The organism is Marinobacter sp. Arc7-DN-1 (genome assembly GCF_003441595.1).
Classification (GTDB): Bacteria; Pseudomonadota; Gammaproteobacteria; order Pseudomonadales; family Oleiphilaceae; genus Marinobacter; species Marinobacter metalliresistant.
Window position 1 is genome coordinate 103,420 of record NZ_CP031848.1, and the last position, 21,437, is coordinate 124,856.

Genomic DNA, 21,437 nt, shown 5'->3' on the forward strand with positions numbered 1-21,437 from the left:
TCGTGACGATCACTTAAGTCCGACAGGCTGCTGGAAAACCCCATCGGGGATGTTTGGGGGTTTCCGAGCGGGCCGGCGGGTAGCATCAAATCCTGGCCATTCCTCCGAGACCGCGGTTAAGTTTCAATTAAGGTTTGTCTGCCAAACTGCCGGCGTCTGGTATAGGGCCTGCGGGTTTTCCGCAGTCCCGCCCTGATGGTCGCGGACAACCTGTTTTTTATCTGAGGTAGCATGAAACGTTTCTGGCAGAATCTGGCTGTCATGAATAAATCGACACTGATTGTTCTGGTGTCCATATTCCTGATGGCGTTCGATAACCGTGCGTTCTTTTCGAACATAATCGAGGTCTATCCACTGAACCTGGATAATGCCGCGTTTCTGATCTCCCTGGCGGTGGTCTTCGGTGCTGCCCTGATCGTGATTCTTTCTCTGGTGTGTTATCGCTATTCCACCAAGCCGGTATTGATCACGATCCTGATGCTCTCCTCCTTTGCCGCCTATTTCATGGACAGCTATAACACGGTGATCGATACCGACATGCTGCGTAACGTGGCGCAGACTAATGTGTCTGAAGCGTCGGATCTGATGTCAGGCACCCTGGCGGTGTACGTGATTTTGCTGGGCATTCTGCCGTCATTGTTTGTGTACCGCGTCCAACTCACTACCGGAACGGTTCGGCGGGATATTCTGTCAACCGCCAAACTGGCGTCAATCTCTCTGGGTGTTGGCGTGCTGACCGTCGTGATCTTCAGTAATTTCTATGCCTCTTTTATCCGGGAACATAAGATACTGAGGTATTACGCCAATCCGTCTTTTTACCTTGTCTCGACCTTCAAGTTTGCCGGTAGCGCCATTGAAAGCAGCAGCCTGCCGTTTAAAATGATTGCCCAGGATGCCAAGGCCGCACCGCCGGAGCGCCCGCGTGAGCTGACTATTATGGTGGTTGGCGAAACCGCAAGAGCGGACCGGTTTTCACTGAATGGCTATGAGCGTGAGACCAACCCCGAACTGGCGAAAAACAATGTCATCAGTTTTTCGGACTTCTGGTCCTGCGGAACGTCGACGGCTGCGTCTGTGCCCTGCATGTTTTCCGTGTATGGCCAGTCGGACTACGATCAGAAAAAAGCCGAATCCACCGAAAACGTACTGGATATTATCGCTCGCGCCGGCGTTAACGTACTGTGGCTCGACAATAATTCCGACTCCAAGGGCGTGGCCGATCGGATAACGTACCGTGATTTCAAAACATCGGAGAACAATCCGGACTGCAATGATGAAGAGTGCCGGGACACCGGAATGCTGGCGGACCTGCAGGAGTACATTGATGCCCACCCGAAAGGGGATATCCTGATCGTGTTGCACCAGATGGGCAATCACGGGCCAGCTTATTACAAGCGTTACCCAAAGGCGTTCGAAAAGTATACGCCGGTCTGCCAAACCAACCAGCTAGAGGACTGCAGCAAGGAATCCATCAACAATGCCTACGACAACGCGATTCTGTATACCGATTTTTTTCTGTCAAAAGTGATTGATGTGCTCAGGCGTAATACGGCCGAGTTTGAAACCGGGCTGTTCTACCTGAGTGACCACGGTGAATCATTGGGTGAATTTGACATGTACCTGCACGGCCTGCCGCTGTTTATTGCGCCCGAGGCCCAGCGTCATGTTCCGGTGGTCATGTGGTTCTCCGACAACTTTTCCGGCGTGAACGAGAAAGCCCTGCAAGCCAGCAAGGACCGGACCATGAATCAGGATTGGGTATTCCACACGCTGCTGGGGCTGTTTGATGTGCGTACCGATGTTTACAAGCCGAACCTCGATATCCTCAATATCTCCGGGCCTGTAAAACAGGGTTAGTAGCAGGGAGTGGTTTATTTACCTCCGCCAACATGCAGCAGCGCAATCGTGGGCCGAACCAGAAGCCGCATAACCCAACTGCCGACGTAAAGCGCCGGCAGCAGTATCACCAACCAACCCAGAAACTGCACCAGCTTAACGGGATAGCCCAGCACGTCAGCCACCTCGGCGAAAAAGTCATTAATGATACTGGGGTGGGAGACCACAAGGTACCCAACGGCTATTGCCGCTGGCCATTTCGCGTATCGGGCGCTGTTCAGCAACATCCGGCCGCTGTTGGCCACTCGGGTGGCGAGGGCTGCTGAGCGGGTGCTTCTGGCGGCACCTTTAGTGGAAACCGCCACAGTGCGTCCCACGCGCAGTACCTTCAATGCGCTGGCGAACACGAGCACATCCACCGACGCCCAGCCAATGTCCGCTGCGGACACGTCTTCACCCGTGCGGTGCCGGATCTCAAGGTTGCGGATTCCGCTGGCGAAAAACTGGTTTATGTTCTCCAGTACCCGTTCAGTCCTTACCCAGGTGATCTCTCCCTGCGCACTGACAACAAACTGGCCCAGGAAATCGTGGCCTTCCTCCTGGATGAAGCGGACGGCGTACCAGCCACGCTCCGCCGGACTCAGGTTGTCGGTTTCAGCGGTGCCTTGTTCTTCAGCAGACTGTGATTTGTCGCTTCCCGTGAAGTAGCCCTTGGCCTTCTGGTACTTGTTGGCCAGGGTGTTCATCAGCTCGATCGAGCCGATGGGCCTGCCCAGGAAATAGTGGATGGGAGGGAGGATGTTTTCGCCATAGCGCCGAAGGATTTCACGGAATTCATCCTCTGGGCCATACAGGGGAAAGATCTCCCGGGTCATTTCCGGGTACCGGAGGTACGCGGCGCGGGCCTTGAGCAGGAGCAATTCGTCGTCCGCCATGTCCAGCAAAGCCGCCTGCACTTCCAGCGGTTCGTTTTCGATCCGGGGGAACTCGCGGAGGGTATCCTCCGCCTGAATTCTGATCAGCCTTTCCTCGATGGGCATGGGGCTGGAGCTGACGGCCGAGATGAGCGCGATCAGCAATGCCACACCGAGAATCAGCAAGAGTTTCTTCACAATGCTACCACCTGAGGGTCGGGCGCCGGTGTTGATATGAGATTCAGCCGTGCTTTCGTTTGTACAGCCGAAGGATACCCCTCACAGTAACGTCCAACTGACTGCCTGTGGAGTAATCACCCGGCACCACATAGTTTGCTCTCTCTTCAGAGATGAGCTTCCCGATCTTTTCCTGTGTGCTCCGCTCGCCCCATTTCTCACCGTCGAATACCGCGAGACTGCATCCGCCTTGCGTCTTCACCATTTTCATGGCCGGAATATCCGTGTCGCCGTCACCAAAATAAATAACGTGATCAAAGGGGAAGGGGCGTTCCCCGGGTTCGATGTATTCATTGATGGTGACGTTATCCCAGCTGTTCTCAATGCCCTTGTTGATGCGGAACAGGTACTGGGTCTTGGTGGTATAGTCGATGGCAACGGCGGGCCACTTCGCGTGCCCGGTGTTTTCATCGTAGTGGTAGCGGCAGCCGAAGATTTTCTTGAAATGCTTCGCCACCGGCGTTCCGCGAATCATCTCCTCCAGCCCGCTTGAGACGATGTAATGGCTCAGGGCAATGCCCTGGTCGCTGGCAAAGCGATTGATGGCATCAAACCAGTCCACCACACCGGGGAACAGGGGAATGGACTGGCCGTGCATCCGGAGTCTTTCAGGGGTCAACTCATCGTGCTTGCCCACATCGCGGGCGCGCTTGGCCAGCTCGCCGAGGTAGGTGAGGATCTCATCGCCATCCCGCTCGCGGTTCTTTCGGTTCACTTCGGGCCAGAAATCGGACTGTTCGCTCAAACCCAAAGCCGGCATCAGACCATGCTCGGCGCAGTTTCCGCGGGCGAGGGTGCCGTCGAAGTCATAGACGAGAGCGCATTGCATAGCGTTTTGCCTTCTTTGCAGTGGACATTACCAATGTTGTTTTGCCGCGGGTTCCCTGGCGGGACAACAGTCCCGTGAATCGGATTCGTAACCCAAGGCGCCAGTGTATCGGGAACCCGACCCCGGTATTCAACCGACTTGTCTGGGTGCGTCTTTCGTAGCTTTGACCGTCATCATTCCCCACAGCCAGTTGATTTTGTAGCGATCAATAGTCTTGACCGTGTACCCGGCTTCCTTCATTAGCTGAACACACTCCCGCTCGTGATAGGTCTTGACGTAGGTGCGACTGAACAGACGCAGGTACAGATTGCAAACCCGGCAAGCCCAGTAGTCGTCGCACCAGTCCGTGATGATCAGCTGACCGCCTGGACGCAACACCCGCTTCATTTCGAGCAACGCGGCGACGGGCTTACGAATATAGTGAAACATGTTGCATGAAACGATGACATCGAACTGTTGCTCCGCGAATGGCAGGTGCTCAGCCCACCCCTCACGGAGCTCGATGGATGGCGAAAGCCTGCGGCGTGCGATTGCCAGCATCTCCGGTACGGGATCAACGCCGGACAGCTGCGCGGCCGGATGTGTTGTCGACAAATGGTGAAGCAAAGCGCCAGTGCCACAGCCAACATCGAGCAACCGGTCTGTCGGCAGCAAGCTTAGCCGTTTCATGGTCTCCCGTGTCGTGGCCTCGATGTAGAATGACCACCTCGTGTCGTATTCCACCGCGAGCCGGGCGTACTCCTTCGCGATGGGCGCTTGCTCTTCGTGCTGTCTGTTTGCGCCCATGGCGTACCTCGTGTTGCAGCCTGACGCCCAAAAAAAGCCAGCAAACCTATCTGTTAACAGTGACTTGCTGGCCAGGGGTTGTGTGCTCAACATCAACGCCGACGCAGCGAGTCAGGTTGAGCGTCGTGTTAACAGGGTTTGACCGCACTATAGAGCGCCATTGTTCCGTAGATGGTGCTGAAGGTTTGTCGCTGCGTTACGTCAACAAACCCGGCTTGCTCGAAGAGTGTGACGAGTTTTCCCGACACGTTATCCTGGGTGTTTTTAAAACCATCGAGAAGCTGAACGAACAGAAACAACCCTCGCATCAAAATGTTGCTGGCACGTCCCCAATCGGCGACGTGCAGCTCTGCTCCCGGTTTGAGAACCCGGAACAGCTCCTGCACTGTGCGTTGTTTGTTTTCCCATGACAGGTGGTGAAAAAATAAGCTTGAAACAACCCGATCAAAGTGTGCCGCCGGATATGGCAGGCTGTAGGACAGTGCGCGTTCGAACTGCACCGAGACCTTTGCTTTTTGTGCCTTGCGGGTCGCAAGAGACAAGATGGCCGGATCGCCGTCAACTCCGGTAACGTGGACTTGTGGCTGGTATTGTTTTATCCAGATTGCCAGGGTGCCTGTTCCAGACGCCAGATCAAGTACTTGCTGCCCCGGCTCGAAGCCTGCTTGTTTGATGAGGGCGTGTTTGAAACTACGCTCCCGTGTTGTGGTTCCAACGACAGCGTCGTAGTAGGGAGTAAGCCAGTGGTAGCCCAGTGCTGGCACGTATTTTGGTTCCGTCGGGTTCTGCATCACTGCTCCTTATTTTTTCCCAGCTGGCGCCTGCATCATGCGCGCCCCTGGAAGGGAGACGAAGGCGCAATGTAAAGGGCGTCGCCGTGCCTGCACTTGATACTAATCCGAAACAACGTACGCGAATGTCACTCTATTAATATAGATCAGATCAGGATGCCCGAAAAATGATTTCAATAATGCGGGCAACCTCTGTCTCGCCCCACTTGATCTAAAGAGTAACAACCGTGAATGGGTGTGCTGGATTGAAGCAGGAAAGCAAAAACCTCCGGTGTTCACACAACAAGCACTCAGTAATTCAAGCTGATGGTCAGATCCAGGTTTCGCCCATCGTACGGAAAGCTGGCGGCATCGAACGAAGGTGCACCCATAAAGGCTTTTGCGTCGTTTGAAAAACCGTAGCCTTCCGTGGGGATCCCCAGCCAGTTGGTGCCAAGTTTGCCGTCCAAATCTTCATCATGAATGACGGCAAGCGCATACGTTCCCGGCGGGATGTCTTCAAAGTCGCAACGCGCCTGCGTATCCCGAACTTTTATTATCATGATATTGCTTGCGGAGCGCAGAAACTCAGTAGGAAAACCCTCTGGCGATTCGAAAAGCGCGCAAGCTACCGCTCCAGCGCTGTTTCTGATGTCCAGAATCTTCACGTGAATTCCGGGGCATGGTGATTGGGCCAAGGTGAGGGTGGAAAGACTCGCGAACACCAGCCCTGCACACCATGTTATGCACCGAACTCCGCCGGAGACCTGCAATTTCAGATCCTTGACTATGGAGGCCACTGCGGACTTCTGAATGATTGACTCATCCATGATTTCCTCACAGCTCCGATCTGCTTAGTCTGGTTGAATCTGCCATTGGACGCAACTGTCGGTAATTCGCCAACTTCTCAATATTATGCCCTGACGCTCGGCTTTGCAGCGTGCCGGGGCGCAGTGTAGGCGCGTCCGGAAAAGGTCGCCCGTATCCTGCTTCTGCAAAAGGTACGTTTGAAGCCCATGGTATTTCTCATCCGTGAGGTAATTCGGCAATAGCTGGTGAACGTTGGGTTAAAATAAATCTGGCCCAGCGTGGGAAAAATAGTCCCGGTTTTTGTTTTTCGGTCCGGTTTTTCCGTCACCTTGGCCGATATAGCTCCGAGGTGTCAGCAAATATCCGATAGTCGCAGACTAGACATTCTTTGAATTTCAGAATGTTTGCAAAGGGTATGGTGAGGGTAGAGCCATCCTTACGGGTATAGGTGACGGTACCTTGGCAGATGGAGCCGTCCTCCACCTCCCAGGATTCCGAAAGGCTGTGAGACACGGCTTCGATGGAGGCGAAGAAGCCGGCAACAAAATCACGCACAGCCTCCTTGCCACAAACGGCAGGCTGATTGCCGAACGAGAAGGTGCAATCTTCAGTTAGAAAACCGGCGAAGGCGGTGGCATCCTGGTTATCAATGGCCTGGAACAATTGGGAAAGCATAGTTTCAACGGACTCTTTGAAAAGTGGTGCATGAATGCCTGGAACCAGATAGTTCTGTTTGCCGGAGTTTGTAGAGCCTGAAGTAATTCGCCCCACAAACAACGACAAAGACCATCTTGAAAGATCCCTGGTCCCCAGCCCGGATTTCTCATAAAGGGATAAAAGAAAACGGCGGAAAGTACTATAATTTCAAGGTGCTACACACGGAACCAACACCAACCGCCGCTATCCAAAATGATACTTGGAAAACTGACCTTCTCGCCACTGTCCCGCCGCCAGATTGAAGCCGGTTCTTCCGGCGGCCATATCACCTCCGATGCCGGATTGCTTCCGCTTCGCGAAGTCGATAAACAACACCGCCTGACACAACCCTGAATCCGTCACTTCGCACGGCTTGAATTGCCTGCAAAGCCCACAATAGCAAGGCTCCGGGAGGTATAATGGCACCTAACTCATCAAGTGCAAGGCGGAATCCGCTGGCAAGGGCTATGGCACCCAGGGCAACAAGATCGGCAACGCCCATCCGAAGTGGGCGTTCATGGAGGCTGAGGTGTTGTACCTGTGTGGCCCCACAACCTGGGCACGTTGCCGATACCCCGAAAGAAGCCAAAACTGGCTTCCAGTATGGAAGACCATCTTTCTGGCCTTGGCCATCACCGGTGACAAAACCGCAGCGAAGCGGAGGGTACGGCATCCGGTGCATGGCTTGGTGTACGCCCAGCATGGGCATGAACTAATGGGGTGAAAGTCCCCTGTGGGAAGATCACCACTCAGTCGGTGAAGCCATCATTGGGGTAAGCGGAGCTAATCGGCCATTTTACTTTAAACATTTCCGGAAAACGCCCTGTGCGGTCCCGCATGCAGGGTGTTGTGGGGGCTGAGGGTTAGATACCCTCGGCTACCCGATTAAATCCTTTTATGTACGTTATTCTGCACAGGAACAACATCCTGTACAGGAGCAACCTCATGGATGCCATTAGCTACACAGCCGCTAGAACCAATCTAGCAAAAACCATGGAGCAGGTCTGTGAAGACCATTCTCCTGTGATCATCACCCGGAGCAAGTCGCAATCCGTGGTCATGATCTCTCTTGAGGACTATGAGGCGTTGCAAGAGACCGCATACCTCCTGCGCACACCAAAGAACGCCCGTCGTTTGCTGGAATCGGTTGCCGAACTTGAGCAAGGCGGTGGTCAGGAAAAGGAACTTCTTGAATGAAACTCATCTTCTCCGAGAACGCCTGGGAAGACTATCTGTACTGGCAGAAAACTGACAAAAAGATCCTTAACCGAATCAACAAGCTGATCAAAGAAACCAAGCGCGGACCATTTGAAGGTGTCGGTAAACCAGAACCGCTCAAGCATAGCCTCGCTGGTTACTGGTCCCGCCGAATTAACGAAGAACACCGCATCGTTTACAAGGTCACGGATGATGCTTTGTTCATTGCCCAGCTGCGGTACCACTACTGATTTAACATTTGTATCATGGTCTCGGTGACCGTTTTTCCGCGACCACTATTTCAACACGAAATTACGTTCAACTTAGCCGAAAAGCGCGTAAGTTCAAAGTCTTGTGGCCGAATTTTGTCTCAAAGTGGCCGACAAAAACGGTCGTTACGATCATTTTTTGCCGCAATGCTATGAGTCGTTCCGGTCGTTGGTAAAAACAATCACTCCAAACAAAAAGGCCCGAAGCTCTCACTCCAGGCCTTCTCGCCACTTATAGGTCAATCACCTCAACCGCACTTACTGTCGCCACAAGACAGGCAGGTCGCACACCCGTCCATCACGATCACCGCCTTGGTGCTGCATTTGCCGCACATGGTGGCATTGGGCGGGTAGTCGCTGGCTCTTTCGTCGTTCGTGGCCGTGCTGTGGCTGGCTTCGAACTCGGCGCGTTTTTCGGCGAGGATGCGCTTGGTGGTTTCGCTCATTTCCTCGCTTTCCAGCAGGCCGATGGCCTTCAGGTGCTTTTCGATCACAGCGCCGATTTCAGCCACCAGGGAGGGCATGAACACGCCGCCTTTCTTGAAGTAGCCGCCGTTGGGGTCGTACACGCTGCGTAGCTCTTCCACCAGGAAGGTCACGTCGCCACCCTTGCGGAATACCGCAGAGATTACGCGGGTGAGGGCGATAACCCACTGGAAGTGTTCCATCGACTTGGAGTTGATGAACACTTCGTACGGCTGCCGGCTTTCGTGGTCGGTGCCTTCGTTGAGCAGGATGTCGTTGATGGTGATGTACATCGCATGCTCGGCGATCGGCGGCTTGATCTTATAAGTGGTGCCCAGGAGGAAGTCCGGCCGCTCGATGTATTCGTTCATCTGAACGGGTTTGGCTTCCGCCTGCACCGGTGCCTGGTGTTCGATGGTGGCTTCTGGGTCGGCTTTCTTTACGCGGTAGCCGACGATTTTGTTGCTGATTTTAACGGTCATGTTCGTTGTCCTGTGTCGGTTCCCGGGTCAGTATTTGCCGTAGGTGCCTTCTTTAAGCGCGTCAAACAGGTTGGCGGCGTTGTGGATTTCGCCGTCGTACTCTACCTGTTCGTTGCCCTTGAGGGTGACCTTGCTGCCGTCGTCCAGGGTGAACTCGTACATCGTGTTCTCCAGGTCCTTTTCCTTAACCAGTACGCCCTGGAAGGCTTCCGGGTTAAAGCGGAAGGTGGTGCAACCCTTCAGGCCCTTGTCGTAGGCGTAGAGGTAGATGCCCTTGAAGTCCTGATAGTCGAAGTCTGTCGGAACGTTGGCGGTTTTGGAAATCGAGGAATCCACCCACTTCTGGGCAGCGGCCTGGATGTCTACGTGCTGCGCCGGCGTTACGTCGTCAGAGGTGGTGAAGTAGGGCGGCAGCTTCTTGTCGTCGTCTTCGGAGAATGGCATGGCACCCGGGTTCACCAGGTGGCGGTAGGCCAGCAGCTCGAAGGAGAATACGTCGACTTTTTCCTTGGTCTTGCGCCCTTCGCGGATGATGTTGCGCGCGTAGTGGTGCGAGAAGCTCGGCTCGATGCCGTTACTGGCGTTGTTGGCCAGTGACAGGCTGATGGTGCCGGTGGGCGCGATGGAGGTGTGGTGGGTGAAGCGGCCACCTTTTTCGGCCAGTTCTTCCACCAGCTTCGGCTCTACGTTGGCAATCTGCTGCATGTAGCGGCTGTATTTGGCGTGCAGGATGCGGCCTTTGATTTTGTCGCCCAGTTTGTAGCCGTCTTCAGACAGCTGCGGGCACTTGCCCAGCATCTTCGGCGTTACTTCAAACTCATCGTCCATGATCGGCGCCACGCCTTTCTCTTCGGCCAGGGTGAGGGACTGGCGCCAGCCTTCCACGGCCATTTCACGCACAACTTCTTCAGTGAACTGTACGGATTCTTCAGAACCGTAGGGCATGCGCAGCATGGCCAGGGTGGAACCCAGGCCCAGGATGCCCATGCCGTGGCGGCGCTTGTAGGTAATCTCGTGGCGCTGCTCGGCCAGCGGCAGACCGTTGATCTCTACCACGTTATCCAGCATGCGGGTGAAGATGCCCACTACCTTGCGGTATTTCTCGTAGTTGAAGCTGGCCTTGTCGGTGAACGGGTAGTCCACAAACTTGGTCAGGTTCACGGAGCCCAGCAGGCAGCTGCCGTACGGGGGCAGGGGTTGTTCGCCACAGGGGTTGGTGGCGCGGATGTCTTCACAGAACCAGTTGTTGTTCATCTGGTTGACCTTGTCGATCAGGATGAAACCCGGCTCGGCGTAGTCGTAGGTGCTGGTCATGATGGTGTCCCAGATGAACTGGGCTTTCAGGGTGCGGTAGATGCGGCAGGCAACCTTGCCCTCATCGTTAATTACATAGCCTTTCTGCACCGGGAAATCACGGTAGACAAACCGGCTTTCATCGCTCAGGTCCAGTTGCTCGTCTTCCACTTCTTTTTCGGTAACGGGGAAGGAGAGGTGCCAGTCGTCGCCGTTGCGCACGGCTTCGATGAAGTCTTCGGTGATCAGCAGGGAGAGGTTGAACTGGCGCAGGCGGCCGTCTTCACGCTTGGCCTGGATGAAGTCGATGACATCCGGGTGGTGTACATCAAACGTGGCCATCTGGGCGCCGCGGCGGCCACCGGCAGACGACACGGTGAAGCACATGCGGTCGAAGATATCCATAAACGACAGCGGGCCGGAGGTGGTGGCACCGGCGCCGGCCACGTAGGCGCCTTTCGGGCGCAGGGTGGAGAACTCATAACCGATACCACAACCTGCCTTGAGGGTAAGGCCAGCTTCGTGGTTCTTTTCCAGGATGTCGTTCATGGAGTCCTGAACCGTGCCGGAAACGGTGCAGTTAATGGTGGAGGTGGCCGGCTTGTGCGCTTCGGCACCGGCGTTGGAGGTAATCCGGCCGGCCGGAATAGCGCCGTTCTGCAGGGCCCAGATGAAGTTCTTCATGTGCTGGGTACGTACGGATTTGTTTTCCACCTCGGCAAGGGCTTTGGCAACACGTTCGTAGGTTGCGTTGATGTCCTTGTCCACGGGCTCGCCGGTCTTGGTCTTCAGCTGGTACTTGCTGTGCCAGATGTCGATCGAGGCTTCCTGCATCGGGATTGTTGTAACCACTGCCTGTGCCTTAGCGTTCATTGCCGCCCTCTGTCTTCCGGTATGTCTTCTTTTGATGGCGCCCCCTTGTGCCGGCGGCGCCATACCCCTTTGAATTCGTGCATTGGGCCTGGGCCCTGTTTTCTTTTTAACCACTATATATGGGTTGATTCTTTGATGAGTATAACAGGATATAGTGTTCTGTGAATAAGAACGCAACTATTGACAGACGCTTCCAGGCAAAGAAAATCAATCAAAACCGGCTTGAAAAGGGGAAATTTTTTCTAAAACAGCGATTTGGATGAAAAGGTTCAAAACCACTACATGTTGTGGTTAAAAAACCGGTCAGGCCCTAAGCGATTAGAAAAGTCATACAAATTGTGACACCTGCACGTACCCGGTCTGAACGTGTCGCTAAAGTACTGATGTGGTGTCGAAAACTGCAGTGGCCCACAGGATGTGACAAAGACTAAAAACAAGGAAACAAAAATGAAAGGCCTGAAACCTACCTTGCTAGCGCTCTGCGTTGCGGGTGTTCCACCTGCAGCCATGGCCGAGATCCACAGTCTGGATGATTCAGCGATGGGCATGATCACCGGCCAGGCCGGTGTGACCATTGAGCTGGAAACCAAGCTGAACATCGATCGCTTCATCTATACCGATGAAGGGTCGCTGGAGGTCAATAATATCTTCGTGGGAGGTGCCAACCGAACCGACATGTTTTCCGAGATGAATCTGAACCTCAATGGTCAAGCCAATGACCGGCTGGATAACATCCGGATCAACATTGATATTGCCCGGGACGGTGACGCCATCATCAACCTCCTGCCGATCACTTTCAACGCCGTGGATTTTCGGATGAGCACGGGCGCCTGGAATCTGACCGGAACCGGAGGCAGTACGACCATTCTTGATAACTTCAATATGGACATGCTGATTGGCTCCGGCACCATCCGGATCGATACCGCGACGGACAAACTCAACCTGCTCACGGATATCGCGATTGACGACATGGATTTCGACGTGCCGTTTCTCGCAATGGGCATCCGGGATCTTGAGCTCACCGGGGCAGATTATGATCTGTCTGCACCGCAGCCGCTGAGGGTGTTTGCGAACGTGGAGCTGGATATCTACAAGGCCGCCAACGCAGCCGGTACAGAGGTGCTGGCTGTGGATATGGAAACGTTCGAGGCAGACATGAGAATTGGTGGGGTGCTGATTGGTGGCACATCCATCGGCTCGGTCGCGCTGGACAACCTGGCGATATCCAATACCGCCATGCGTATATACGGGCACTGAGTGTTTCCAGCAAAAAACGGGGCCGAACAAGGCCCCGTTTTCCGCTTCCCTGCATGCATCAGTCTAGCCCAATAGCAGGCTGTCGTCGTCCACTTCCAGCCCGCGCTGTTTCTCGAACAGGCCGAGCAGGTCTTTCACCTCAAGGCCTTCGCGGTCTCGTCCTTCGATATCAAACACGACCTGGCCCTGGTGCAGCATCACGGTGCGACTGCCAACTTCCAGTGCCTGTTTCATGCTGTGGGTCACCATCAGGGCGGTGAGTTCCTGTTCCTCGATGATCTTTGTAGTGAGTTCCAGTACGAAAGCAGCGGTTTTCGGATCCAGAGCCGCGGTGTGTTCGTCCAGCAGCAGAATGCTGGAGGGGGTCAGGCTGGCCATCAGCAGGCTCACGGCCTGGCGCTGGCCGCCGGAGAGCAGGCCCATTTTGTCGCCAAGGCGTTTCTCCAGGCCCAGATTGAGGGACGAGAGGCTGTCCCGGAACTGTTCCATGTACTGCTTTTTCACTGCGGTGGTCAGGCCCCGGGGCTGGCCCCGTTTGATGGCGAGGGCCAGATTTTCCTCAATAGTGAGGCCTTCACAGGTGCCGGCCAGTGGGTCCTGAAATACCCGGGCAACGCGGCCAGCCCGTTTATGGGTGGGCAGTTTGGTCACGTCCAGGTTGTCCACGATGATCTGGCCACTGTCGACCAGCACTTCGCCGGCCAGGGCATTCAGAAAGGTGGATTTGCCCGCGCCGTTGCTGCCAATCACGGTTACAAATTCGCCCTGGTTAACCGTCAGGCTCATGCCCCGGAGCGCGGGGTTTTCCAGCGGTGTGCCTTTGCCAAAGGTCAGCCGGAGATCGGTTGCACTGATCATGTTGCCTCCTCAGGCCTTGTCGCGCGTGAATTTGCTAACCACGGAATTGCGCACGCCCGGCAATACGATGGCCAGGGTCACAAGCACGGCGGTAATCAGGTTCAGATCCTGGGCCTGCAGCCCCAGCATGTCGGCGTTCAGTGCGAAGGCGATGGCCAGGCGGTAAATAATGGCACCCGCCACGCAGGCAATCAGCGCCCGAAGCACCGAGGAGGGGGTAATAACCGCTTCGCCACCAATCAGGGAGGCCAGGCCGATTACGATCACGCCCACGCCCATGGTGACGTCCGCTGCGCCCTGGCTCTGGGCGAACAGGGCGCCGGCGAGGCCCACCAGGCCGTTGGAAAGTGCCACGCCGAGGATGATCATGGCACCGGTAGCAATGCCCTGGGCTCTTGCCATGCGCGCGTTGGCGCCGGTGGCGCGCATGGCCAGACCGGTTTCTGATTTCATGAACCGCCACAGCAGCACCAGGGAAATGGCGATCACGATGATAAACAGCACCACCGGTACCTGATGGTAGGCCAGCCCCAGGTCATACCAGGGTGTGAGTACGGTTTCTTCGGTAAGCAGCGCCACGTTCGGGCGGCCCATGATGCGCAGGTTTACGGAGTAAAGCGCGATCATGGTGAGGATGGAGGCCAGCAGGTTCAGGATTTTCAGCTTTACGTTCAGGATGGCGGTTACTGCGCCGGCCGCCATGCCGGCCAATACGGCGGCGCCAGTGGCCAGCCAGGGGTTTACGCCGTCGATTATCAGGATCGCAGCCACTGCGGCGCCCAGCGGAAAGCTGCCGTCCACTGTGAGGTCGGGAAAATCCAGAACTCGGAAGGAAATGTAGACGCCAAAGGCCACGAGGCCGTATATCAGGCCGGTTTCGATGGCGCCGTAAAGGGCAATGTCACTCAGCATGGTCGGGTATCACCATTAATGAAAACGGGCGGCCCCTTGTGAGGGCCGCCCGTGGGGTTCAGGGGTTACTTGGCGCTGTCGATGACTTTTTCGGCTTCAGCAACCAGCGTATCGGACAGGGTGATGCCCATGCGCCTGGCCGCTGTCGGGTTAACGAACAGGTCCAGTTTTTCCATGGTTTCTACCGGCATGCCGCCGGGTTTTTTGCCGTCCAGTACCCGGGCGACCATCATGCCGGTTTGGCGACCGTGATCGTAGTAGTCAAACCCGAGGGCAGCGACAGCTCCGCGCTGAACGGTGGCGGTGTCAGCGGCGAAAACCGGGATGTCCGCCCGTTCGCCGACGGCAATCACGGCTTCTGCCGCGCTGATCACGGTGTTATCGGTAGTCAGGTAAATGGCATCGGCCTTGCCCACCAGGGAGCGGGCGGCGCCCAGCACCTCGGAGGTTTTGGTGGCGGCGGCTCTCTCCAGAGTCAGCCCCCGGGCTTTCAACCGCTCTTCCAGCAGGTTAACCAGAGACACGGCGTTGGCTTCGCCCGGGTTATAGACGGTGCCGATACGTCTGGCATCTGGCATCACACGCAGGAGCATATCCAGGTGTTTGTCGATGGGCAGCATGTCGCTCACGCCGCTGATGTTGGCGCCGGGGGCTTCCAGACTACTGACCAGCTTGGCGCCGACCGGATCGGTAACCGCCGAGAACACCACTGAGGTGTTGCGAGCCGCCGCGGCCACGGTTTGCGCCGAGGGGGTTGCGATGGCAACGATCACATCGGGTTGTTCTCCGATGAACTTGCGGGCAATCTGGGAGGCAATGGCGGCATTGCCCTGAGCGCTCTCGTGCATGATGGTGAGATTTTCACCTTCCTTATAGCCACGCTCTGCGAGTTCGTCTTTCACGCCCTGGTAGACGGCGTCCAGCGCCGGGTGCTCCACAATCTGTGTGATGGCGACAATGCGGGGTTCCTGTGCCTGAACGAGGGTTGCCATTGCCAGCAGGGTGGCACCAAACAGGGTGCGCAGGGTTCTCTTGGCCATATGCCCATCTCCGGGTAGGTTAACTGGTATGTTGCACTTCAAAAAGGAGTGGAAGTTTACCACAGGCACAGGGTTTGAGGGCTACTGAACTTGCGGTAAACCGGCTCCCGGCTTGACGTAAATAGGTGCAGTTGAAAATAATTTCGCTTGTTTCACGTTTTGACGCCGCAGGTTATGTTGAAATACCCTACGAAAGTCTAATAATAAGTCATCAATAACTCGAATAATGAACTACAAGGAAGGTCCATGGACACAACAAACAAGCTTCCCCTGGATATGGTCTGCCACTGGGAAAAATCCAAGACCAACTCGCTGTATATGACGCAGCCCATCGGGAACGGCAAAGTGGTGGAGTATACCTGGGGCCGGGCAGTGGATGAGGCAAGGCGCATGGCGTCTTACCTGAAATCCCTGAACCTCCCGGAGAAGAGCCGCATCGGTCTGATCTCCAAGAACTGCGCCCACTGGATTATGACCGACTGGGCTATCTGGATGGCCGGCCATATTTCGGTGCCGCTGTATCCCACCCTGAACGCAGATACCGTGAACTACATACTGAACCATGCGGAGTGCGACGTTCTTTTTGTCGGCAAGCTGGATGACTGGGACATGATGAAGCCGGGTGTGCCGGAATCCGTGCGCTGCATTTCTTTCCCGCTGAGCCCGCCCAACGATTTTGAAACCTGGGACGACATCGTTGCCAAGTACCCGCCCCTCGAGGAGGGCGTGCACCGCGATGCGGATGAGCTGGCCACTATCGTGTATACCTCCGGAAGCACCGGCAAGCCCAAGGGCGTGATGCTCAGTTTTGGCAACATGGCCTTTGCTGCGGAAGGCGGCATGGAGGTGCTGGGTGTCGGCTCCGAGGAGCGCATGTTGTCTTACCTGCCTCTTGCTCACGTATTCGAACGGACCTTTGTGGAGCTGGCTTCTCTTTATGCCGGCTTCCAGCTCTTTTTTGCCGAGTCGTTGGAGACGTTCGTGCAGGATCTGCGGCGTGCGCAGCCAACGCTCTTCCTGTCTGTGCCGCGGCTGTGGGTAAAGTTCCAGCATGGTGTGCTCCAGAAGCTGCCGAAGAAGAAGCTGGACCGGTTGCTCAAGATTCCGGTGGTGAACAAGCTGATCAAGAAGAAGATCCTGAAGGGCCTTGGCCTGGACAAAGTCAAGTTGGCGGGAAGCGGGTCTGCACCGCTCGCCAGCGATGTGCTGGAATGGTATCGCAATCTGGGCCTGGAACTGCTGGAAGGCTACGGCATGTCTGAGAATTTTGCCTACTCGCACATGAGCAAACCTGGCCGCTCCCGGATCGGTTACGTCGGTGAATCCCTGCCCGGTGTCGAGACCAGGATCAGCCCAGAAGGCGAGATTCAGATCAATAGCCCGGCAACCATGATGGGTTACTACAAGGATGAGGAGAAGACCCGCGAAGCCTTCACTGAGGACGGTTTCCTGAAAACCGGTGACAAGGGTGAGATTGACGAGATGGGCCGCCTGAAGATTACTGGCCGTATCAAGGAAATCTTCAAGACCAGCAAGGGCAAGTATATTGCTCCGGCACCCATCGAGAACCGGCTGATGTCGCACGATGCCATTGAGATGGTGTGTGTCTCCGGCGCCAATCAGACCCAGCCACATGCGCTGGTTATGCTGTCCGAGGAGTCCCGGCCGAAGATGGCTGATGAAGCCTTCCGCAAGGAAATCGAGAAAAGCTTCAGGCAGCTGATCGCCGATGTGAACAAAACGGTGGATCCCCATGAGCAACTGGCTTTCATCACCGTTGTCAGCGAAGAGTGGTCCATCGAAAACAGCTTCCTGACACCGACCATGAAGCTCAAACGTAATGTAGTTGAAGATGCCTACCAGGAAAAAGTGGACAACTGGTATGCGCAGCGCCAGCCCGTTATCTGGCAGTAAACATCTGCGGTTGTTTTTCGGACTGTAATCAGGCCCGGCTTTGCCGGGCCTTTTTCATAGTGGAAAAACCGACGTTAGTCGCATAGGGAAAAGGAATAAGCCGGCCTAAACTGGAACGATATCAGGAGGATGTTATGAGCCAGTTGTCTCTTTTCCAGAAACGTATCCACGACGAGATTCCTCTGTCTCGGGCGCTGGGGATTAAACTGCATTCGTGGGACGGCCATTCTCTGCTGCTTAGCGCGCCTTTGGAACCCAACCGCAACCATCAGGGCACCGGGTTCGGCGGCAGTATCTATTGCGCCGCGGTCACCGCCGCCTGGAGCCTGACAGAACTTGCACTTTGGGATCTGGGGTTGCGAGGGAATGTGGTGGTCCAGAGCGGAAACATTGATTACCTGGAGCCGGTCAGTTCGGATTTTTACGTAATCTGTCGCCTGCCCGGTGATGAGGTGCCCGGGCGTTTCCGAAAAAGCCTGGCGCGGCACGGCAAGGGCCGGCTGGACCTCACGGCCGAGGTGTTCTGTGGCGAACCCAGGGCCATGCCGGAGGTTGAACCCGTGGCGGTCTTCCAGGGACGGTTTGTGGTGCAGGATGTGGAGTCACGGATGAATTCCTGATGCCCTGAACCTTCAGGGCCCGGCTTTCAGGCAATCGAGCGGGTGTTGGAGATTGACCGGCTCATCAGAATAATCGGGATGATGCCCGCCAGAACAATGATCAGGGCGGGCAGGGCGCTGTGGTACAGGCGCTCATCAGAGGCAAACTGGTACACGTAGGTGGCCAGGGTCTCAAAGTTGAACGGCCTGAGAATCAGGGTGGCCGGCAACTCCTTCATACAGTCCACGAAAACCACCAGCGCAGCCGTCAGCAATGTTCCCCTCAGCATGGGCAGGTGAACCTTTACCAGGGTTTTACCGGGGCTGTGGCCCAGTGAGCGGGAAGCCATGTCCATACTGGGTGTGATCTTCTGCAATGCACTTTCCACGCTGCCTGCGGAAACCGCCAGGAACCGCACGGTATAGGCAAACACCAGGGCAAAGGCCGATCCGCTGAGCAACAGCCCGGTGCTGATGCCGAAGAAATCCCGCATCAGGCTATCCAGCCAGTTGTCGAACCCGGCCAGGGGCACAATCACACCCACCGCCAGTACCGCACCGGGCATGGCGTAGCCCAGGCTGGAGAGACGCATCAGTATCTGCATGCCCCGGGTATTGTGCAGGCGGCGGCTGTAGGCAAGGGTAATGCCGATCAGCAGGGTTGTCAGCGCAGCAGTGCCAGACAGAAACAGGCTGTTAAAAGTGTTGCGGATAAAGTCCGGGTTCCAGCTTTCACCAAAGTATTCCCAGGCGTAGAGACCGAGGGTGGCACCGGGAATCACAAACCCGAACAGCACAGGCAACGCGCACACGGCCACGCAGATCATCTGGCGCGGGAGCGACATGGTGAAACGGTGGATCGGTTCCCGGTTGTCCCGGGCGGCGTATTGCTGTTGGCGCCTGCGGGAATAGCGTTCGAGGGTTACCAGAATCACCACGAAGATGAGCATGGTGGTGGCAATCTGGGCGGCGCCGCCGAGGTTGCCGAGATTCATCCAGGTATCGAACAGGCCGGCGGTGAGGGTTTGTACCGCGAAGAAATCGACGGTGCCGAAATCGTTCAGGGTTTCCATGAGTACCAGGGAGAGCCCTACGGCAACTGCCGGGCGAGCTATGGGCAGGACTACCTTGAAGAAGGTGCTCAGGGCCGAGTGGCCAAGGCTGCGGCTGACAGCAAACAGGGAGGGTGACTGCTCCAGGAACGCAGCCCGGGCCAGCAAATACACATAGGGGTAGAGCACCAGGCCAAGCATGAGCGTGGCGCCTTCCAGGCTGCGGATTTCCGGGAACCAGTAATCGGAGGCGTTTTCCCAGCCAAACCAATCCCTCAGGGCACCCTGGATCGGGCCGGCATAATCCAGCAGGCTGGTGTACACATAGGCGATAACATAGGCCGGTACCGCGAAAGGCAGAAGCATGGCCCACTCGAAGAACTTGCGGCCAGGAAACTCGCACATGGTCACGGCCCAGGCGGAGGCCAGGCCAATGGCCAGGGTGATTGCGCCCACGCCTGCCATCAGTTGGATGGTGGTGATCAGATAGCGGGGCAGTGTGGTTTCAATAAGGTGTGGCCAGATATTCTCTTCGGGAGAAAGCGCGAGAAAGATAACCGAGAGGACCGGCAAGGCAACAATGGCGGTGGTCAGCAAGGCGCTGATAAGCCATTTGCGAGAGGTGCGCTTTGCCAGCAGGGGCTGGGATAGCCCGGGGTTAACGCTGGTTGCGGCCTCGCTCATAGCTGTCCTGTGTGTGAATGGGTGTGCTGTCCGTTTGAGGGGTGCAGATTGTAGACACCTGGCCTGATGCCTGCAATGACTGGTGTCATGGTTGGCCCCGGAAAGAATGGGGGAAAGCAGGGCGAGGGTGGCGGAACCACCCCCTCGCCCGCCATAAAGAGGCTTATTCGCCGTCGTAATCGACGCGGTCAACCAGTTTGACTGCGGCTTCGCGGTTTTTGGCGATTTCCTGCAGTGAGAGGCTGTCCGGGTTGCTCTCACCCCACTCGGCCACCAGCCCGGTAGGCTTTACTTTCGGGTTAGCCGGGTATTCGGTGTTGGCCTCTGCATAGATGCGCTGGGCTTCCGGTGACGACAGGAATTCCATCAACTTGATCGCGTTTTCGCGGTTGGGCGCGCTCCTGGTCAGAGAGATGCCACTGATGTTTACGTGGGTACCGCGGCCTTCGGCGTTCGGGAACACCAGGCGCACCTGCTCTGCGATCGGACGCTGATTCTCATCCTGCAGCATGTTGCCGTAGTAATAGCTGTTGCCGATGGAAACATCGCAAACGCCTTCGGCAATGGCCTTGATCTGGTCGCGGTCGCCACCCTGGGGTCTGCGAGCCAGGTTGTCTTTCACGCCAGCGAGCCACTTCTCGGTTTCCGCTTCACCGTGGTGTGCGATCATGGCAGAGATCAGCGCAATGTTGTACGGGTGCTTGCCGCTGCGGGTGCAGATGCGGTTGTCCCATTTGTCGTCTGCCAGTTGTTCGTAGGTAGTGATTTCACCTTCTTTAACCCGCTCTTTGGACACGAAGATCAGGCGGCCGCGGGTAGTCAGGGCGAACCACTTGCCATCCGGATGGCGCAGGTTTTCAGGAATGTTGTCTTCCAGTACCTCGTTGTCGACACTCTGAACCAGATCCCGCTCGACCAGTTCGTTGAGGCGGGAAATATCGACAGTCATTACCACGTCAGCCGGGCTGTTGCGGCCTTCACGCTCAAGGCGCTCGGCCAGGCCCTGTTTGGCAAATACCACATTGCTCTCGATGCCGGTTTCCTTTTCAAACGCACTCAGTAGCGGTTTAAGCAAATAGGCCTGGCGGTATGAATAGATGTTTACTTCGCCGTCAGCAGAGGCGGACATCGGCATGGCAGTGAGGGCGATTGCGGCGGTTGCAGCCAGTTTCATTCGCATAGTCGCATCCTTTTGGGGTGGTGCTGAATGTTCGGCCCATGGCTGAGATCCACAGGTTTTTAAAAACGTCAACCATTCTCATTTGTATTAAGTGTGTAGTCAATATCTCCTTTGGCATATTTTCCTGAAAATGGTGTTATGCTTCGGAAGACTATAAAAACTATGCAAAAAGTAGTGGAAACCGCAGATGGCTGGGAACGATCGAAGAGAGCATATGCGCACTGCCATGAGTGCGAAGGTAAAGCTGGTCCATGGGGAGCTTGGGGGCTTCATATTCTCAACCCGAGATATTTCCGATGGCGGCGTATTTGTCGTCGTCGACACGGAGCCTTTTGCACCGCGGATCGGCGACAAGGTGACCGTGCAGGTGCAGGGCCTGCCTGTGCCGGCTCCGGTGCTGGAGATGGTGGTGGTGCGCAAAACCAATGACGGATACGGCCTTCAGTTTGATCAAAATGGTGACTGATAGGCGGATTTCCGAGGC

The 21,437-nt window shown here is 56.0% G+C and carries 20 protein-coding genes and 2 pseudogenes; 9 read left to right on the forward strand and 13 right to left on the reverse strand.

What is annotated here, in order from left to right:
* Positions 1–231 precede the first annotated feature (231 nt).
* Positions 232–1,857 carry a phosphoethanolamine transferase gene (locus D0851_RS00520; protein ID WP_205422244.1) on the forward strand — a complete coding sequence of 542 codons (1,626 nt, stop codon included), beginning with the start codon at positions 232–234 and terminating at the stop codon, positions 1,855–1,857.
* A 14-nt stretch (positions 1,858–1,871) separates the two neighbouring features.
* Here the strand turns inward: D0851_RS00520 and D0851_RS00525 are convergent, their stop codons facing one another.
* From D0851_RS00525 to D0851_RS00555, 6 genes are all read right to left on the reverse strand, one after another.
* The gene (locus D0851_RS00525) at positions 1,872–2,948 is read right to left on the reverse strand and encodes a hypothetical protein (RefSeq protein WP_117616880.1); all 1,077 of its coding nucleotides are present in this window, start codon (positions 2,946–2,948) and stop codon (positions 1,872–1,874) included.
* A 43-nt stretch (positions 2,949–2,991) separates the two neighbouring features.
* The gene (locus D0851_RS00530; protein WP_117616881.1) at positions 2,992–3,816 is read right to left on the reverse strand and encodes a haloacid dehalogenase-like hydrolase; all 825 of its coding nucleotides are present in this window, start codon (positions 3,814–3,816) and stop codon (positions 2,992–2,994) included.
* A 129-nt stretch (positions 3,817–3,945) separates the two neighbouring features.
* Positions 3,946–4,602, reverse strand: a complete 657-nt coding sequence (locus D0851_RS00535) for a class I SAM-dependent methyltransferase (protein ID WP_117616882.1) — start codon at positions 4,600–4,602, stop codon at positions 3,946–3,948.
* Positions 4,603–4,730: 128 nt separating this feature from the next.
* Entirely contained in the window at positions 4,731–5,393 is a 663-nt protein-coding gene (locus D0851_RS00540; RefSeq protein ID WP_117616883.1) for a class I SAM-dependent methyltransferase, read from the reverse strand.
* A gap of 290 nt (positions 5,394–5,683) precedes the next feature.
* Positions 5,684–6,040, reverse strand: a complete 357-nt coding sequence (locus tag D0851_RS00545) for a DUF2141 domain-containing protein (protein WP_227539386.1) — start codon at positions 6,038–6,040, stop codon at positions 5,684–5,686.
* A gap of 466 nt (positions 6,041–6,506) precedes the next feature.
* Positions 6,507–6,965, reverse strand: a complete 459-nt coding sequence (locus D0851_RS00555) for a nuclear transport factor 2 family protein (protein WP_162893653.1) — start codon at positions 6,963–6,965, stop codon at positions 6,507–6,509.
* A gap of 126 nt (positions 6,966–7,091) precedes the next feature.
* Here D0851_RS00555 and D0851_RS00560 point away from each other — a divergent pair.
* The 4 genes and pseudogenes from D0851_RS00560 to D0851_RS00575 all read left to right on the forward strand — a co-directional run.
* Positions 7,092–7,226: pseudogene (locus D0851_RS00560) on the forward strand (IS1380 family transposase); the annotation flags it as partial.
* A gap of 82 nt (positions 7,227–7,308) precedes the next feature.
* Positions 7,309–7,425 (forward strand): annotated as a pseudogene (locus D0851_RS00565) (IS110 family transposase); the annotation flags it as partial.
* 398 nt (positions 7,426–7,823) lie between these two features.
* Positions 7,824–8,075 (forward strand): type II toxin-antitoxin system Phd/YefM family antitoxin, encoded by a 252-nt coding sequence (locus D0851_RS00570; RefSeq protein WP_117616886.1) that lies wholly within the window; start codon positions 7,824–7,826, stop codon positions 8,073–8,075.
* Positions 8,072–8,326, forward strand: a complete 255-nt coding sequence (locus D0851_RS00575) for a Txe/YoeB family addiction module toxin (protein ID WP_117616887.1) — start codon at positions 8,072–8,074, stop codon at positions 8,324–8,326. Before D0851_RS00570 ends, D0851_RS00575 begins: the two co-directional genes overlap by 4 nt.
* Positions 8,327–8,592: 266 nt before the next feature.
* Here the strand turns inward: D0851_RS00575 and D0851_RS00580 are convergent, their stop codons facing one another.
* Together D0851_RS00580 and D0851_RS00585 are read right to left on the reverse strand one after the other, a co-directional pair.
* Entirely contained in the window at positions 8,593–9,291 is a 699-nt protein-coding gene (locus D0851_RS00580) for an NrdJb (RefSeq protein ID WP_117616888.1), read from the reverse strand.
* Positions 9,292–9,318: 27 nt separating this feature from the next.
* Complete coding sequence (locus tag D0851_RS00585; RefSeq protein ID WP_117616889.1) at positions 9,319–11,457, reverse strand: adenosylcobalamin-dependent ribonucleoside-diphosphate reductase; 2,139 nt, start codon at positions 11,455–11,457, stop codon at positions 9,319–9,321.
* 447 nt (positions 11,458–11,904) lie between these two features.
* Between D0851_RS00585 and D0851_RS00590 the strand changes: the two genes are divergently transcribed.
* Complete coding sequence (locus tag D0851_RS00590; protein ID WP_117616890.1) at positions 11,905–12,714, forward strand: DUF6160 family protein; 810 nt, start codon at positions 11,905–11,907, stop codon at positions 12,712–12,714.
* A gap of 63 nt (positions 12,715–12,777) precedes the next feature.
* Here the strand turns inward: D0851_RS00590 and D0851_RS00595 are convergent, their stop codons facing one another.
* From D0851_RS00595 to D0851_RS00605, 3 genes are all read right to left on the reverse strand, one after another.
* Entirely contained in the window at positions 12,778–13,572 is a 795-nt protein-coding gene (locus D0851_RS00595) for an ABC transporter ATP-binding protein (RefSeq protein WP_117616891.1), read from the reverse strand.
* A 9-nt stretch (positions 13,573–13,581) separates the two neighbouring features.
* Positions 13,582–14,484, reverse strand: coding sequence for an ABC transporter permease (locus D0851_RS00600; protein ID WP_117616892.1), 903 nt, complete (start codon positions 14,482–14,484; stop codon positions 13,582–13,584).
* Between the two features lie 65 nt (positions 14,485–14,549).
* Positions 14,550–15,524, reverse strand: a complete 975-nt coding sequence (locus tag D0851_RS00605) for an ABC transporter substrate-binding protein (RefSeq protein WP_117616893.1) — start codon at positions 15,522–15,524, stop codon at positions 14,550–14,552.
* Between the two features lie 246 nt (positions 15,525–15,770).
* On the opposite strand from D0851_RS00605, the gene D0851_RS00610 reads away from it, so the two are divergent.
* Together D0851_RS00610 and D0851_RS00615 are read left to right on the forward strand one after the other, a co-directional pair.
* Positions 15,771–17,438, forward strand: a complete 1,668-nt coding sequence (locus D0851_RS00610) for an AMP-binding protein (protein ID WP_117616894.1) — start codon at positions 15,771–15,773, stop codon at positions 17,436–17,438.
* Positions 17,439–17,572: 134 nt separating this feature from the next.
* Complete coding sequence (locus D0851_RS00615; RefSeq protein WP_117616895.1) at positions 17,573–18,058, forward strand: thioesterase domain-containing protein; 486 nt, start codon at positions 17,573–17,575, stop codon at positions 18,056–18,058.
* A 26-nt stretch (positions 18,059–18,084) separates the two neighbouring features.
* Here the strand turns inward: D0851_RS00615 and D0851_RS00620 are convergent, their stop codons facing one another.
* Complete coding sequence (locus D0851_RS00620) at positions 18,085–19,773, reverse strand: ABC transporter permease (protein ID WP_117616896.1); 1,689 nt, start codon at positions 19,771–19,773, stop codon at positions 18,085–18,087.
* A 163-nt stretch (positions 19,774–19,936) separates the two neighbouring features.
* The gene (locus D0851_RS00625; protein ID WP_117616897.1) at positions 19,937–20,953 is read right to left on the reverse strand and encodes a Fe(3+) ABC transporter substrate-binding protein; all 1,017 of its coding nucleotides are present in this window, start codon (positions 20,951–20,953) and stop codon (positions 19,937–19,939) included.
* Between the two features lie 187 nt (positions 20,954–21,140).
* Between D0851_RS00625 and D0851_RS00630 the strand changes: the two genes are divergently transcribed.
* A complete protein-coding gene (locus tag D0851_RS00630; protein WP_117616898.1) occupies positions 21,141–21,419 on the forward strand; it encodes a PilZ domain-containing protein in 279 nt (92 codons plus the stop codon).
* Positions 21,420–21,437 lie beyond the last annotated feature (18 nt).

Coding starts and splice junctions, on each gene's coding strand:
- D0851_RS00520 (WP_205422244.1), top strand. CDS start 232: ATGAAACGTTTCTGGCAGAATCTGGCTGTCATGAATAAATCGACACTG.
- D0851_RS00530 (WP_117616881.1), bottom strand. CDS start 3,816: ATGCAATGCGCTCTCGTCTATGACTTCGACGGCACCCTCGCCCGCGGA.
- D0851_RS00535 (WP_117616882.1), bottom strand. CDS start 4,602: ATGGGCGCAAACAGACAGCACGAAGAGCAAGCGCCCATCGCGAAGGAG.
- D0851_RS00540 (WP_117616883.1), bottom strand. CDS start 5,393: ATGCAGAACCCGACGGAACCAAAATACGTGCCAGCACTGGGCTACCAC.
- D0851_RS00570 (WP_117616886.1), top strand. CDS start 7,824: ATGGATGCCATTAGCTACACAGCCGCTAGAACCAATCTAGCAAAAACC.
- D0851_RS00575 (WP_117616887.1), top strand. CDS start 8,072: ATGAAACTCATCTTCTCCGAGAACGCCTGGGAAGACTATCTGTACTGG.
- D0851_RS00580 (WP_117616888.1), bottom strand. CDS start 9,291: ATGACCGTTAAAATCAGCAACAAAATCGTCGGCTACCGCGTAAAGAAA.
- D0851_RS00585 (WP_117616889.1), bottom strand. CDS start 11,457: ATGAACGCTAAGGCACAGGCAGTGGTTACAACAATCCCGATGCAGGAA.
- D0851_RS00590 (WP_117616890.1), top strand. CDS start 11,905: ATGAAAGGCCTGAAACCTACCTTGCTAGCGCTCTGCGTTGCGGGTGTT.
- D0851_RS00595 (WP_117616891.1), bottom strand. CDS start 13,572: ATGATCAGTGCAACCGATCTCCGGCTGACCTTTGGCAAAGGCACACCG.
- D0851_RS00600 (WP_117616892.1), bottom strand. CDS start 14,484: ATGCTGAGTGACATTGCCCTTTACGGCGCCATCGAAACCGGCCTGATA.
- D0851_RS00605 (WP_117616893.1), bottom strand. CDS start 15,524: ATGGCCAAGAGAACCCTGCGCACCCTGTTTGGTGCCACCCTGCTGGCA.
- D0851_RS00610 (WP_117616894.1), top strand. CDS start 15,771: ATGGACACAACAAACAAGCTTCCCCTGGATATGGTCTGCCACTGGGAA.
- D0851_RS00615 (WP_117616895.1), top strand. CDS start 17,573: ATGAGCCAGTTGTCTCTTTTCCAGAAACGTATCCACGACGAGATTCCT.
- D0851_RS00620 (WP_117616896.1), bottom strand. CDS start 19,773: ATGAGCGAGGCCGCAACCAGCGTTAACCCCGGGCTATCCCAGCCCCTG.
- D0851_RS00625 (WP_117616897.1), bottom strand. CDS start 20,953: ATGCGAATGAAACTGGCTGCAACCGCCGCAATCGCCCTCACTGCCATG.
- D0851_RS00630 (WP_117616898.1), top strand. CDS start 21,141: ATGGCTGGGAACGATCGAAGAGAGCATATGCGCACTGCCATGAGTGCG.